Annotated in this window: 16 protein-coding genes and 1 pseudogene; 12 read left to right on the forward strand and 5 right to left on the reverse strand. The window is 34.3% G+C overall.

What is annotated here, in order from left to right:
- The first annotated feature begins 52 nt into the window (after positions 1-52).
- The 3 genes from AB3X49_RS10705 (at position 53) to AB3X49_RS10715 (ending at position 1,828) form a co-directional block, all read left to right on the forward strand.
- On the forward strand, positions 53-853 hold the full coding sequence (locus AB3X49_RS10705; protein WP_367961954.1) for an MBL fold metallo-hydrolase: 801 nt from the start codon (positions 53-55) through the stop codon (positions 851-853).
- A complete protein-coding gene (locus AB3X49_RS10710) occupies positions 853-1,257 on the forward strand; it encodes a nuclear transport factor 2 family protein (RefSeq protein ID WP_002140494.1) in 405 nt (134 codons plus the stop codon). The genes AB3X49_RS10705 and AB3X49_RS10710 overlap by 1 nt, the downstream gene beginning before the upstream one ends.
- An 88-nt stretch (positions 1,258-1,345) precedes the next feature.
- On the forward strand, positions 1,346-1,828 hold the full coding sequence (locus tag AB3X49_RS10715; RefSeq protein ID WP_367961958.1) for a PRK06770 family protein: 483 nt from the start codon (positions 1,346-1,348) through the stop codon (positions 1,826-1,828).
- Positions 1,829-1,861: 33 nt separating this feature from the next.
- Here the strand turns inward: AB3X49_RS10715 and AB3X49_RS10720 are convergent, their stop codons facing one another.
- Positions 1,862-2,773 carry a DMT family transporter gene (locus AB3X49_RS10720; RefSeq protein ID WP_367961961.1) on the reverse strand — a complete coding sequence of 304 codons (912 nt, stop codon included), beginning with the start codon at positions 2,771-2,773 and terminating at the stop codon, positions 1,862-1,864.
- A gap of 205 nt (positions 2,774-2,978) precedes the next feature.
- On the opposite strand from AB3X49_RS10720, the gene AB3X49_RS10725 reads away from it, so the two are divergent.
- Together AB3X49_RS10725 and AB3X49_RS10730 are read left to right on the forward strand one after the other, a co-directional pair.
- The gene (locus tag AB3X49_RS10725) at positions 2,979-3,473 is read left to right on the forward strand and encodes an Lrp/AsnC family transcriptional regulator (protein ID WP_002188423.1); all 495 of its coding nucleotides are present in this window, start codon (positions 2,979-2,981) and stop codon (positions 3,471-3,473) included.
- A gap of 138 nt (positions 3,474-3,611) precedes the next feature.
- Positions 3,612-4,067, forward strand: a pseudogene (locus AB3X49_RS10730) (N-acetyltransferase).
- A gap of 75 nt (positions 4,068-4,142) precedes the next feature.
- On the opposite strand, the gene AB3X49_RS10735 reads toward AB3X49_RS10730, so the two are convergent.
- The gene (locus AB3X49_RS10735; RefSeq protein WP_367961964.1) at positions 4,143-4,913 is read right to left on the reverse strand and encodes an SDR family NAD(P)-dependent oxidoreductase; all 771 of its coding nucleotides are present in this window, start codon (positions 4,911-4,913) and stop codon (positions 4,143-4,145) included.
- 131 nt (positions 4,914-5,044) lie between these two features.
- Here AB3X49_RS10735 and AB3X49_RS10740 point away from each other — a divergent pair, with 131 nt between their 5' ends.
- The 5 genes from AB3X49_RS10740 to AB3X49_RS10760 all read left to right on the forward strand — a co-directional run bounded on the left by AB3X49_RS10740 (position 5,045) and on the right by AB3X49_RS10760 (position 8,702).
- Positions 5,045-5,404, forward strand: coding sequence for a MerR family transcriptional regulator (locus AB3X49_RS10740; protein WP_002087388.1), 360 nt, complete (start codon positions 5,045-5,047; stop codon positions 5,402-5,404).
- A gap of 493 nt (positions 5,405-5,897) precedes the next feature.
- Positions 5,898-6,254 (forward strand): DMT family transporter, encoded by a 357-nt coding sequence (locus tag AB3X49_RS10745; RefSeq protein WP_367961966.1) that lies wholly within the window; start codon positions 5,898-5,900, stop codon positions 6,252-6,254.
- 2 nt (positions 6,255-6,256) lie between these two features.
- Positions 6,257-6,571: a DMT family transporter gene (locus AB3X49_RS10750; protein ID WP_000539672.1), complete on the forward strand. Its 315-nt coding sequence runs from the start codon at positions 6,257-6,259 to the stop codon at positions 6,569-6,571.
- A 138-nt stretch (positions 6,572-6,709) separates the two neighbouring features.
- A complete protein-coding gene (locus tag AB3X49_RS10755; RefSeq protein WP_367961969.1) occupies positions 6,710-7,297 on the forward strand; it encodes a TetR/AcrR family transcriptional regulator in 588 nt (195 codons plus the stop codon).
- Positions 7,298-7,499: 202 nt separating this feature from the next.
- The gene (locus AB3X49_RS10760) at positions 7,500-8,702 is read left to right on the forward strand and encodes an MFS transporter (protein WP_367961971.1); all 1,203 of its coding nucleotides are present in this window, start codon (positions 7,500-7,502) and stop codon (positions 8,700-8,702) included.
- 53 nt (positions 8,703-8,755) lie between these two features.
- Here the strand turns inward: AB3X49_RS10760 and AB3X49_RS10765 are convergent, their stop codons facing one another.
- Positions 8,756-9,094, reverse strand: coding sequence for a winged helix-turn-helix transcriptional regulator (locus AB3X49_RS10765; protein ID WP_002166316.1), 339 nt, complete (start codon positions 9,092-9,094; stop codon positions 8,756-8,758).
- 169 nt (positions 9,095-9,263) lie between these two features.
- Here AB3X49_RS10765 and AB3X49_RS10770 point away from each other — a divergent pair, with 169 nt between their 5' ends.
- Positions 9,264-9,803 carry an ester cyclase gene (locus AB3X49_RS10770; protein ID WP_367961974.1) on the forward strand — a complete coding sequence of 180 codons (540 nt, stop codon included), beginning with the start codon at positions 9,264-9,266 and terminating at the stop codon, positions 9,801-9,803.
- 23 nt (positions 9,804-9,826) lie between these two features.
- Positions 9,827-10,375, forward strand: a complete 549-nt coding sequence (locus tag AB3X49_RS10775; protein WP_367961976.1) for an NAD(P)H-dependent oxidoreductase — start codon at positions 9,827-9,829, stop codon at positions 10,373-10,375.
- Between the two features lie 54 nt (positions 10,376-10,429).
- On the opposite strand, the gene AB3X49_RS10780 is transcribed toward AB3X49_RS10775, so the two are convergent.
- Both AB3X49_RS10780 and AB3X49_RS10785 read right to left on the reverse strand, forming a co-directional pair.
- Positions 10,430-10,948, reverse strand: a complete 519-nt coding sequence (locus AB3X49_RS10780; RefSeq protein ID WP_002186656.1) for a hypothetical protein — start codon at positions 10,946-10,948, stop codon at positions 10,430-10,432.
- Positions 10,949-10,978: 30 nt separating this feature from the next.
- Complete coding sequence (locus tag AB3X49_RS10785; protein ID WP_367961978.1) at positions 10,979-12,718, reverse strand: SgrR family transcriptional regulator; 1,740 nt, start codon at positions 12,716-12,718, stop codon at positions 10,979-10,981.
- Between the last annotated feature and the right edge of the window lie 156 nt (positions 12,719-12,874).

Here is a 12,874-nt window from a genome sequence, read left to right on the forward strand (position 1 = left end):
GCTTAAAGAATAAAGGAATATAAAAGAGTAAATAAAAAGTGGAGGAAATAACATGTCAAAATTACATTTAGAGGTTTTTACAGGATCTGAGCAAGCATTTCAAGTTACATCCACAATTGTATACGGAGAAAAAGATGCAATTCTTATCGATGCACAATTTTTATTAAGTGATGCGCACCGTTTAGCAGCTCAAATTATTGAAACAGGAAAGAATTTAACTCATATTTATGTGACTCATTTCCATCCAGATCACTATTTTGGATTAAATGTATTACATGAAGCATTTCCAGAAGCGAAGATTGTTGCATTACGGAATACTGTTGAAGATATTCGTAACACATTTGAGAAGAAAGTGGAACAGTGGAAACCATCTATTGGGCATAATGTTCCTCATCAACCAATTGTTCCAGAGGAATTAACAGAAGAGAAATTGATTTTGGAGGGAAATGATTTAATCATTAAAGGTGGTTTGCAAGGTGATACACCGAATAATAGTTATGTATGGATTCCATCATTAAAAGCCGTTGTTACAGGCGATATCGTTTATAACAATACTTTCGTATGGACGTTAGAAACAGATGCTGAAGCTCGTCATAAATGGTTAGAAACATTAAGTGAACTTGAAAATCTTCATCCTGAAATTGTTGTAGCGGGTCATCGTGATTATGACGTACCAAATACAGCAGACGCGATTAAACATACTCGTAAATATTTAGTTGCATTTGATGAAGTTCTTGCAGGAAATCCTTCAAGTGAAGAAATTCAAACGGCAATAAAGGAGCGGTTCCCACACGTTAAAGCGTTAGAAATTGGACTTGTTTTAGCGGCAAACGCATTTGGGGCGAAAAAATAATGAAGCAAAAAACAAATTTAGAAATTATTCAAAGCACGTATGAAGGATCAGCTTCTTCGAATGCAAAACATTTAGCAGAAGCATTTTCTGAAAAAGTGGAATGGACAGAGGCAGAAGGTTTTCCGTACGGCGGAACGTATATAGGTACAGAAGCTATAATGGAAAATGTATTTAGTCGTTTAGGATCAGAATGGGATGATTATAAAGCGAGTGTAAAGACGTACCATGAAGTAAACGGAAAAGATGTAATTATTGCTGAAGGTGTTTATTCAGGAGTTTATAAAGAGACGGGAAAATCATTTGAGGCGGAATTTGTTCATGTATGGCAGCTTGAAAATGGAAAAATCGTAAAATTTAAGCAATATGTGGACAGTTACATTGTACGAGAAGCGATGAAGGCTTAAAATAAAATAAGGAAACAAATGGAATCGACTATGTGCAGGCGATTCCATTTGTTTATGTAATTATTAGGGGGAATGGGGAGTACATAATATGAAAAAATGGATAATAGGGACAATTACAATGATTGTAATTGCGGTAGGAGCTGTATTCGGTGTTACTAAACTTCTTAATTATATAGAGGAGGAGGAGAAGAGCCTTAAAGTACAAAAAGTAATGGATCAACAGGAGAAGAAAGTAAAGGAAGAGAAGCCACAAGTTAGTGAAGATGAAATTATTTCTACAATGCATAGGATGGTACATCAAAAAGTGAAATCCTCTGAGAAATGGGGATTTATCGAAATGACAAATAAGGAAATTAGTAGTGCGAAGAACGCAGTAGAAAGCAGTACTAATTTTAAATATAAAGCAAAGCTACTTTCTACTTTAGAGCGCTGGGAGAAAGGGGATTTTTCACAGACGGTTGAGGAGCATAACTTTTTGTGGGAAATTCAAGGTGGTGATACCGGAAAGGCAACAGAACGTTTATCGCCAGAAGAAGAAAAACAGTATGTGAAAGAAATGAAAGGTAAATAAAAGCATCGCCACTCTGGTGGCGATGCTTTTTCATTAAGAATGCTTCCGTACTAAAGCTCTAGTCGTCTGAGGAGAAACAGTTTTAAAATGAGAGAATAAATAGCCCCCCGTAACGACGATAATTGTCCCGAAAATTTGAATCCATGTTAGTTCTTCTCCAAGGAAAATAAATGCTAAAATAGCTGTGAAAATTGGATTGAAATTTAGAAAAATCCCCGATGTAGTAGCGCCTAATTTCTGTACACCAATATTCCAAAACACCATACAAAGTACCGTTGAAATGAGTCCTGTATATAAAAGTGATGTAATGAAAGAAGAATTAATATTGGAAACAGTGAAGCTTCCTATGTTAAATGGTAGTAATAAAATAACGCCGAAAATACCAGAATATAATGTTGCCATGAGTGGTGTAGTTGTTTTTGTAGCCCATTTACTACAAACAGAATAGATTCCCCAAATACAAACAGCCGCAATCATCCATAAATCTCCGCTATTAAAATGTAGTGAAAATAAAAGAGCGAAATTTCCTTTTAAAAGGACGAGCATAACCCCGAAAAATGAAAGAATCATAGAAAGAATTTGAAGTGTATTTACTTTTTCTTTTAGAAATAGCACAGAAAATAATGCAATTGAAATAGCGTTCAATGTAGAAATAAGACCTACATTCGTTGCGGATGTTTTTTCTAATGCTAAAAATTGAAAAATGTTGAAAAGAGCGACACCTGTAATTCCCATAATTACTAACGGGATTATAGCAGCACGCGGTGGAATAATTTTCTTCTCTTTAAACCATACGAGTGGTAATAAACAAACAATCGCAATCATCCATCTTAAACTTGTCAGTGTCATCGGAGACGCATGATCGACAAGTGATTTCCCAACGACAAAATTTCCTCCCCATAATAAGCTTGTTAATAATAGTAAAAAGACGTAAAAATAAGGCATACTAAAAACCCCTTTGTTGAAATAAGAATGAACTGTAAATAATTTTAGCATTTTTCTTTATTATCTAATATATTCTTTTGTATAATGGTAAAAACTCGATAAAATGTTTCGTTAGAAATCTTATTTACAGAAAAACATTCAGTTTTATATAAGTTATGAGATGTTTCTTCGAATAATCGTCGGTAAGAAAAAAGGGGGAATTTTGATGGAGTCATCTGTTATTAAAGTGCTTGATGATTTGGATGTGAAAATTTTAGATATATTGCAGAAAGAATCACAAGTAAGTAATGCAGAGCTTGCACGCCGTGTTAATTTATCTCCAGCTGCGATGCATGCACGAATAAAAAGGTTAGATGGGGAAGGTTTTATTGATAAGCAAGTAGCAATTTTAAATCAAGAAAAGCTTGGATTTGATTTATTATGTTTCATTTTTATGAGTACGAATATTCATCAGTATGAAAAGCTGGAAGTGTTAGAACGAGAATTAGAATCTATGCCTGAAGTGTTAGAATGTCACTGTTTAACAGGAGAGTATGATTATTTATTAAAAGTTGCGAATCGTGATCGTAAAGAACTGGAGCAGTTTATTAGAAAGTTGAACAAGCTTGGTATTACACGGATACAGACGAGTTTAGCACTTCGTGAAATTAAATATTCGACGGTATTGCCGATACGAAATGAGGAACCGAGCATCGATTAAGTTGCTTGGTTTTTTGTTTATATAAAATTCAGAAAAGTGATTGACGGAGAGAAAAGAGAGATGTATTATTATATGAAATTATGAATTAAAATTCATATAATGTTATAAATATTAACACTGGGGGCAAGGGGATATAATATGAAAATCTTTAATGCGGTTACAAGTGATGTGAAAGAAATTTATAATCTCATTGAAATGTATGCAAAAGAAGGAGTTGTATTGCCGCGTTCTCTTTTGTCTCTCTAGCAATATTTACAATGTTTATATGTTATGAAAGAAGGAGAGGAAGTCGTTGGAGTTGCTGGTTTACATGTGTTAGGAGAGGATCTTGCAGAAGTACGATCGTTAGTAGTTTCGCATACATATGCAGGAAAAGGGATAGGGCGTATGTTAGTGAATCATGTAATGAATGAGGCAGCAAAAATAAAAGTGAATAGAGTAATTTCTTTAACATATGAAACAGATTTTTTTCAAAAGTGTGGATTTGATTTTGTGAATAAAGAATCATTGCCAGAGAAAGTATGGATTGATTGTAGACATTGTCCAAAATTTGATTGTTGCGATGAAGTGGCGATGATTCGGCATGTTGGATGAAATTTTAGAGAAAAAGCACCCACTATTATTCAAATAATAGTGGGCATCTATATTTTAATACAAAATGAGATGGTATTAGGAATTTGAATTCGTTTTTCTCACGGCAAAATTATAAAGTGGATCTCTAAGTTCATAGTTATACGTAGAACCATCGACAAGTCCTACAACTTTATCGTTATCATAAAGGTCGAGCATTAATTGTGCCATTTGTTTTGCAGTGTGGAATTGTGGTACAACATTATCGTATTGGAACTCATCAATATTAAATGAACGTTTTGCGAATTCTGTTTCAGTTGCACCAGGAGCTAAAACTTTTGCTTGTAGTTTTGCACCTTGTTCTTTCAGTTCGTGAGATAGTCCTTCTGTAAATGCACTTACATAAAATTTCGTAGCGCAATACGTAACAGCATTGGCAACGATCGTGTATCCACCGCCTGATGAAACGTTAATAAGCTGTGTTCCTTCGGTCATTGAATAATCTCGAACGAAAAGGGAAGATAGTATTGTTAGTGCTTCTATATTTACATGCAACATCGTTTCTATCTTGTTTAAATTTTGTTCAGCAATTGAGGCGAAATTACCAAAACCTGCGTTGTTAATCCACGTTTCAATTTGAAAACTTTGTAGACTTTCATAAAATTTATAAACTTCTTCAGTGACGGATAAATCAGTTCTTCGAATGACAACATCCAATTCCGGATGCATTTCGTTAATTTTCAATTTTAATTCTTCTAATTCTGCTTGTCTTCGAGCTACAAGTATTAAGTTTTTTCCGCGAGATGCAAAGGCTAAAGCTGATTCATAGCCAATTCCGGAACTAGCACCAGTAATAACAGTATATTTCATATAAAATCCCCCTAAGTTCAAATTAATTTAGTATGGTTAGATTTTATTTGTTAGAGTATACTCTAAGTCAAATGTTTTTTATAAAGAAGTTAAATATATGATGGTAAATGGCATGTGGAGGGAGTATGAGTATGTACACAATTAGCGAGGTAGCTAAATTATTAGGAGTGAGCACACATACATTACGTTATTATGAAAAGGAGAACATATTAATTGCAAATCGCGATGCAAATGGAAATCGACTGTATGAAGAATCGCATATAAAGTGGTTGCAGTTTGTAATGAAATTAAAACAAACGCAAATGCCGATAGCGAAAATAAGAGAATACGCTAGATTATATTTAGAAGGAGAGCATACAACCGAAGCTCGTTTACAACTGTTAGAAAATCATAAAAAATCTATTCGAACTCAAAGAGAAAACTTAGAAATTACAGAGAAGATGCTTGAAAATAAAATTATTGCATACAAAGACTCGTTGAAAAGTAAATAGCGTACAAAATATTTCGTTCTTTGTTGCATGTTGAAAAGGGAGTACAGGTCTTTGTTTTGGAATTTATCTATGAGTATTTTATTATAATGTGCCGATAAATTAAAAAAGAGCAGTTAGCTAAAAGCAACTGCTCGATTCAAAGGGATCTCCAAGGGGGGAATGGAGAAAATATTATGTTACTACCATTATTGACAGATTATTAAGAAATATTCATGTGGATTTAAGAAATTTAAAATATTTTTTGGTTAATAGAATCCGGGTGTTGACACTTTATCAATTGGTCATGTAGAATGTTTATGAATGACATTCAGTCATTTTTTTCTGTGAAAGGGTGTAGATAAGCAACTTTTATATGTAGTTAGCTTAATAACGGAACAAATATAAGGATAAATGAGGATGATATTGTTTTTTTAAATAGTAGTTAGAGTGAGATTATATTTTTTAAATTAAAAATGACTGACGGTCAGTCAGTAAATAATAGAAGGTGAGAGATATGAAAAATAAAGCTTGGTTATATGTCATATTAACATGTATTTTTGAAGTCTTTTGGGTGTTTGGTTTTAATACAGCTCATACTTGGTGGCATTGGGTCATTATTGTAGGAGTTATCGCTGTTGATTTTTACTTCCTATCGAAAGCGTGCGAACATCTTGCAACAGGGACTGTATATGTTGTGTTTGCCGGAGCTGGTACGGTAGGTACTTTCCTAATGGATGTATTCCTTTTCGGCGGCAGTTTCAGTGTAGGAAAACTATTCTTTATCGTGATGGTCGTAGCGGGCGTTATCGGTTTAAAATTGGCTGATAATAAAGAAGAAACCGCGGAAGAAACTATGGAAGGAGCTGCTTAAAAATGGGTTGGTTTTTCGTATTTTGTGCTGCAATTAGTGAAATAGTCGGTGTGATAGGCCTTAAAATGTATAGTAAAGATAAGACGTTAGCAAATGGAGCGATTTATATAGGTGGATTTGCAACTTCCTTTGCATTCTTATACACATCTTTCTTGTTCTTACAAGTAAGTGTAGCTTATGCGGTTTGGATTGGCATTGGAACAGCAGGAGCTGTTTTATTAAATATGTTTCTGTTTGGTGAATCAAAAAGTAAGGCACGTTTGATTAGTGTAGCTCTTATTGTATGTGGAGTTACGGGATTAAAGGCTCTTTCATAAGAAAAGGATATTAAAGTTAAATCTCCTAACGATTTGTTGGGAGATTTTTATTATGAAAAGTGCACGATGATTGACAGTACAGCTAGTTATTTTATAAAATGAGTGACAGTCATTCAATACGCGTGTGAAAGGGTTTAGATGATGAATAAAAAAGAAAAAATTGTCTATGCAGCTATTGAAGTGTTTCAGGAAAAGGGCGTTGAAAAAACGAAGATTTCTGATATCGTGAAATTGGCTGGCATTGCACAAGGAACTTTCTATTTATATTTTCCTTCTAAGTTATCTGTTATGCCTGCAATAGCAGAAGTGATGGTTGAGAAGATGATACTTGCAGTGAAAGAAAAAGTACAGAACGATTCACCTTTTTCAAGTAAAGTTGAGCAAGTAATAGATGCGGTATTTACCTTTATAGCTGAATATCGTGAAATACAAGCATTAATGTATGCGGGCCTTGCATCAACTGAACATATAAAAGAATGGGAAGCTGTATATGAGCCTCTTTATATATGGCTAAGTGACTTTTTAAGTGAGGCAAAAGAATCAGGTGAAATTCGTGATTCGGTTCACGCAGAGCGAACAGCGAAGTTATTTATCGCTCTTGTTGAATCAGCAGCGGAACAAGTTTATTTATATGATCATAAAGATGATGAGCAAGTCGAGCTACAAAAGGCAGAAGTACTAGATTTTTTAACACATGCACTACATAATAAAGAAGTAGTAAGATGAACCTGTCTGAAAAGGTAGGTTCATTTCTGCGGGAAACTGAATGATAGTCATTCACCCTGTGTTTATGTATGTGTGGAAGGATAGAGTGAAATTCTAATGAGTGGGGACATCTTTACTCAGTATGAGCCCACAAATAGCAGGATAAAGAAAAAGCTTCTTGGGCATTATTTTTGAGAGGAACTACGGGAAGAGGTGTTAAAAATTGAAGAAACCGATAAAAGAACAAAAGATGGTATTGATCATTCTTTTGAGTAATATATTTATCGCTTTTTTAGGGATTGGATTAATCATTCCGGTTATGCCGTCCTTTATGAACGATATGAATTTAACAGGAAAGACGATGGGTTATCTCGTTGCAGTGTTTGCAATGGCGCAGCTTATTACTTCACCTATTACGGGTCGTTGGGTCGACATTTACGGTAGGAAGAAAATGATAATCATTGGATTATTTATTTTTGGTGTTTCAGAGCTTCTTTTTGGATTAGGTACAGATGTGTGGATGCTTTATGCAGCGAGGGTGTTAGGCGGAATTAGTGCCGCGTTTATTATGCCGGGTGTTACGGCATATGTTGCTGATATTACTTCTATTCAAGAACGTCCAAAGGCGATGGGATATCTTTCAGCGGCTATTAGTACCGGATTTATTATAGGGCCTGGAATCGGCGGGTTTATTGCAGAATACGGTATACGTGTGCCGTTCTTTGTGGCAGCAGTGATTGCCTTTGTTGCATGCGTGATTTCTATATTTATTTTGAAAGAGCCGTTAACGAAAGAAGAACTTGCAGAGATTGCAGCTAATACGAAAGAATCCAGCTTTATCGGAGATTTAAAGAAATCATTAAATCCAATGTATGCAATCGCATTTATTATTGTATTTGTACTCGCATTCGGTTTATCAGCATATGAAACTGTTTTTAGTTTGTTTTCTGATCATAAATTTGGTTTTACACCGAAAGATATTGCTGCAATTATTACGATTAGCTCCATCTTTGGGGTAGTTGTGCAAGTATTTATGTTTGGCAAATTGGTTGACATGTTCGGTGAGAAAGTATTAATTCAAATATGTTTAATTGTAGGTGCAGTATTAGCATTCGTCTCAACTGTAGTCTTTAATTATTGGATTGTACTTCTCGTTACTTGCTTTATTTTCCTAGCATTTGATTTGCTTCGTCCAGCTTTAACGACGTTTTTATCAAAAGCAGCTGGAAAAGAGCAAGGATTCGTTGCTGGTATGAACTCAACGTATACGAGTTTAGGAAATATCGCAGGACCAGCGATGGGCGGAATATTATTTGATATAAACATTAATTATCCATATGCATTTTCAGGTGTTGTTTTAATCGTTGGTCTCGGCATTACATTTATGTGGAGAGAGAAACAGTTAGCTGAAAGTTTTGCGAAGTAATGTAGTGAATAACGAAAAGCCTCTTACTATTTTTATGGTAAGGGGCTTTTCGTTTATAAACTTAATCCAAACCGCTTTAATTCAATAAATATCCCCTCTAATTGCTTTCCTTTATCCGTTAATGTGTACTCTACACGAGGCGGAACTTCTGGATATACTTTTCTCGTTATAATCCCTTGTGCTTCCAATTCTTTTAGGCGAAGCGATAAAGTTTTCGGACTAATCCCGTCCATTGATTTTTGTAAATCACTAAAGCGTAAAGTTCCTTCTATAAGAAGGTCACGAATGATTAAAAACGTCCATTTTGTACTAATTACGTCAAGCGTTTTAGCGATAGGACAAGGTATACCAGGTAAACCTTTCGTTAATACAACTGGATCTATATTGCTCATGGAAATAGCCTCCATAAAAATTTTTTGGATGAATTTACCTTATCGTATCACAAAACTATCTTTTTGGTAACTATATGAAAAAAATATCACTACTTCCATAAAGGAAGTTAATGCATATACAATAGCAATACGAAATACAAAGGGTTTGTATGAGAAGGAGGTGATTTCCATGAGTATAAAAAAGTTGTTTGGGTTCTTTAGTTTTTTTGTAATTTGTATTGTGCTTGTAGCATGTAGTGGTGAGCAAAAAACGGAAATCCAGTTATTAAAAGAAATGCCAAAGCCAAAAGCAATGACAATCGATCCTTCACTAAATAAAAAGGAAGCGACAGAAAGAGTTCATGCAGCGCAGCGTTTTTATGCATTTTGGGATACAGGTAAAGAGGAGCTTATTCCGCAGACAGTTACGGAAAATTTCTTCGATAATACGTTGCCGAAAGGCCGCCCACAAGGCACTGAAGGATTAAAATTTGCGGCACAAAATTTTCGTAAAGTCGTTCCTGATATACATTGCGAGATTGAAGATTTATTAGTCGTTGGTGATAAAGTAACAGCTCGTCTTTCTTTTACAGGAACTCATAATGATAAGAAAATCAATTTTTTTGCAATTGATATTTTACATGTGAAGGACGGCAAGATAACGGAAGATTGGCATTTAGAAGATAATCTTACGCTGAAGCAGCAACTCGGCTTAATAGCTGAAGAATAGATCATATAGGGGAGAGAAAAGTGATGAAAAATATATTGATTATAAATAGACATGAAAAATACGGTACGAAAGAAGGACGATTAAATAGAACGTTAGTTGATTATATGGTAACTGTATTAAGTGAGAATCATCATGTGAAAACAACAACGATTCAAGATGGCTACAATATTAAAGAAGAACAAGAGAAGTTTTTATGGGCCGATGTTGTAATTTATCAAACACCAATGTATTGGTTTAGTGTTCCTGGATTATTTAAAACTTATATGGATGAAGTATATGAATATGGCTTGTTCTTTAAAGGTGTAGATGAATATGGAACAGGCGGTTTATTAAAAGAGAAGCAGTATATGTTTTCTACAACTTGGAACGCACCTGAAAAAGCATTTGGAGATAAGACGAAGTTCTTTGAAGGAGAAAGTTTAGAATCAGCACTTAGTCATTTACATCGTGTGCAGAAGTTTCTTGGCATGAGTCCGTTAAAGAGTTTTGCTTGTTATGATGTGGTGAAAAATCCGGATATTGAGCAATATTTATTGAACTTGAAAGATCACTTAGATAGAGTAATTAAATAATAGTTTGTATCTGTATGTGAAGAAGGTACTACTAAGGATGTAGTACCTTCTCTTTCATGAAATACGTTGAAAATCTTTACTTATACAGGACGGTTTTAGTTTTTTTGATTTGATTAAATGTTTAATATCAGAGATGTTATCGTATGAAAGCTGAGTATGATAATAGTTAATGTACTCAAGTAATGCAAAAATATAAATAAATAGAGTGAATGATACCCCGCCTAAAGGTAAGTGGGGATACCAAATTACAAAATCAATAGTAAACGTAATAAATCCCGTGACAATCAATGCTATATTTATCTTTTTAAGTACTTTTAAATATTGAATCATCCTAATAGGTGTAATAGATGTTTTCTCTTTTTTTAGTCGTTTCCGCTTTACGTACCAGTAAATTGCTCCTTGTAATAAGATAAACTCTAAAAGAAGAAATGAGATCCAAAAAGAAAATAGGGAATATAAATGTAACGTAGGATAAGCATAATTAAGTAAGTAACTTGTGAAAATAAAAGTAATGACTGAAAATAACTCACCTGTGTATAGATAGGAAAGTCTTTTTTCTAGGTTGCGTTTCATGGTTCTTCTCCTTTTATAAAAACTCATATTTTAATACGTGGATGGCTGTATCCATAACTTCGCAAAATTCGCCCAACCGAATGAATCAATTGTTACGTTTTTTAAAGAAGAAGGGTATGTTTTTCTTTTTAAAACGTGATAGTTAAATAAAATGATGTTTTCAGCTTGTAAAAACTCTTCAATCTCATACATGAGCTTATACCGTTTTTCTTTATTGTCTTCTAATAAAAAGGTATCAAGTAAACAATTAATTTGTTTTGCATAGTGTGGGTCCATGAATCGATTTACGAAGCAACTTTTATTTTTAAATACATTTAAAAATGCAATTTCATGATCGGTAGCAAATACTTCCCCCATGAAAATAATATCCGCATGTTTATCAATAGAACGATTCATATAATCTGAAACGAGAAATGGGTGAAGTTCTACGTGTACTCCTAATTGTTCGCAGCGTTCTTTTAGGAAATGTGCATCATTTGCACTATCTTTAAATGCGAAGAAATAAATATGTATCGTTTCTCCATTATAGGTGCTCTTTTTTAAATAATCTTTCGCTTTTTCTAAAGAGTAGGACCTGTTAGGAACTTGGCGGCTTCTTTCAGGAAAAAAGCTTGATGCAGCAATTGTTCGTCTGCGCTCTATGCTATGAAGTATCGTTTCAACGTCATATAGTTCTCTCCAAGCTTTTCGAAAGTGAATGTCGTGATGAGGACCAGGTTTTGTAAAGTTGAAGCTAGCATAAATACAACCTATTTCTTCTATTTGTATATCATGCCTTTCATTTTCCTCTTCATTTGGTAGTTCATAATCAGCATCTATTTGCAAATGATCAGGAATACCCCAAAATTCAATACGGTCTAATAACGCACGCTCTTTAAAATAATGGGTGAACGCTTCGAGTACGATATTGTCTTCAGAGTAATGAGTAAGTTTAAAAGGTCCAGTACCTATGTAGTGATGATTTTGAATAACTGCATCATGCGGTAAAATTGCGAGTTGCATGGAACTCACATAACGTAAGAAAAAAACGTTAGGTTTTGCTAAATGAAATCGTATTTGCAGTGGTGATGGTGTTTCAATTTGAACAATTTTTTCTGTTAACCATTCGAAAGGGGAGTGGATTTGTTTTAATCTTTCAAATGAAAATTGTACATCTTTAGAAGTTAGAACTGTTTCGTTATGAAAATGTATATCCTTTCGTAAATAAAAGGTCCACGTAAGCCCGTCTGCACTTAATTCCCACGTATGTGCAATGTGTGGTTCCATTTTTTCAGTAACATCATTATAAACGACTAACGTATCAAAAATTTGACTCGTAAGATGGCTCTCCGTAGTTACAGCCACAAAAGCCGGATCTAATGGGAATATCTTTCTTGATATAGGAATCTTCAATATGTCGTACATATCATTTGAAGGTTTGTATCCAAAATGATGATGTAGTTTATTTTCTATCTTTTTTTGAAGTGCAAGGGGTAGAGGTTCTTTTAAAAGAAGAAAAACATCCTTTAACTTTTCTTGCGCTAACAGTTCATCTGTATAGGATTCAATTGCTTCTAGGAAACTATGTGTAAATAAAATTTCCGTTTTATTTCCGCGACCACGTCCTGGAGTCCAGTGAATTAATTGCTCCTCGTTCATTTTCTTTAATAAAATCTTTACGTTTTTCGTACTGCAATATAAAACATCCGCTAATTCTTGTAAGCTATTTCGTATATGTTGTTGGTCTTGTGCATGTAATCTTAAACGAATGTAATAGTCCATAATTTTCATATATACACTTCCTTCTATAATAAAGTGAAACTTTAATCAGTGGGGGACGCCCCCCACTGATTATTAGCCTTCACCAATCGGGCTTTTACGGGCAGTTGATCCCCACCTAACTTCTTTGCTTTCGCTGAATTTTGAGGTGGGGGTCTTACTGCCCGT

The organism is Bacillus sp. C30, assembly GCF_040838255.1.
Taxonomy (GTDB): domain Bacteria; phylum Bacillota; class Bacilli; order Bacillales; family Bacillaceae_G; genus Bacillus_A; species Bacillus_A mycoides.

What these genes read in the sequence shown, in the direction of transcription:
- AB3X49_RS10705 (WP_367961954.1), top strand. Translation starts at nt 53, where the DNA reads ATGTCAAAATTACATTTAGAGGTTTTTACAGGATCTGAGCAAGCATTT.
- AB3X49_RS10710 (WP_002140494.1), top strand. Translation starts at nt 853, where the DNA reads ATGAAGCAAAAAACAAATTTAGAAATTATTCAAAGCACGTATGAAGGA.
- AB3X49_RS10715 (WP_367961958.1), top strand. Translation starts at nt 1,346, where the DNA reads ATGAAAAAATGGATAATAGGGACAATTACAATGATTGTAATTGCGGTA.
- AB3X49_RS10720 (WP_367961961.1), bottom strand. Translation starts at nt 2,773, where the DNA reads ATGCCTTATTTTTACGTCTTTTTACTATTATTAACAAGCTTATTATGG.
- AB3X49_RS10725 (WP_002188423.1), top strand. Translation starts at nt 2,979, where the DNA reads ATGGAGTCATCTGTTATTAAAGTGCTTGATGATTTGGATGTGAAAATT.
- AB3X49_RS10735 (WP_367961964.1), bottom strand. Translation starts at nt 4,913, where the DNA reads ATGAAATATACTGTTATTACTGGTGCTAGTTCCGGAATTGGCTATGAA.
- AB3X49_RS10740 (WP_002087388.1), top strand. Translation starts at nt 5,045, where the DNA reads ATGTACACAATTAGCGAGGTAGCTAAATTATTAGGAGTGAGCACACAT.
- AB3X49_RS10745 (WP_367961966.1), top strand. Translation starts at nt 5,898, where the DNA reads ATGAAAAATAAAGCTTGGTTATATGTCATATTAACATGTATTTTTGAA.
- AB3X49_RS10750 (WP_000539672.1), top strand. Translation starts at nt 6,257, where the DNA reads ATGGGTTGGTTTTTCGTATTTTGTGCTGCAATTAGTGAAATAGTCGGT.
- AB3X49_RS10755 (WP_367961969.1), top strand. Translation starts at nt 6,710, where the DNA reads ATGATGAATAAAAAAGAAAAAATTGTCTATGCAGCTATTGAAGTGTTT.
- AB3X49_RS10765 (WP_002166316.1), bottom strand. Translation starts at nt 9,094, where the DNA reads ATGAGCAATATAGATCCAGTTGTATTAACGAAAGGTTTACCTGGTATA.
- AB3X49_RS10770 (WP_367961974.1), top strand. Translation starts at nt 9,264, where the DNA reads ATGAGTATAAAAAAGTTGTTTGGGTTCTTTAGTTTTTTTGTAATTTGT.
- AB3X49_RS10775 (WP_367961976.1), top strand. Translation starts at nt 9,827, where the DNA reads ATGAAAAATATATTGATTATAAATAGACATGAAAAATACGGTACGAAA.
- AB3X49_RS10780 (WP_002186656.1), bottom strand. Translation starts at nt 10,948, where the DNA reads ATGAAACGCAACCTAGAAAAAAGACTTTCCTATCTATACACAGGTGAG.
- AB3X49_RS10785 (WP_367961978.1), bottom strand. Translation starts at nt 12,718, where the DNA reads ATGAAAATTATGGACTATTACATTCGTTTAAGATTACATGCACAAGAC.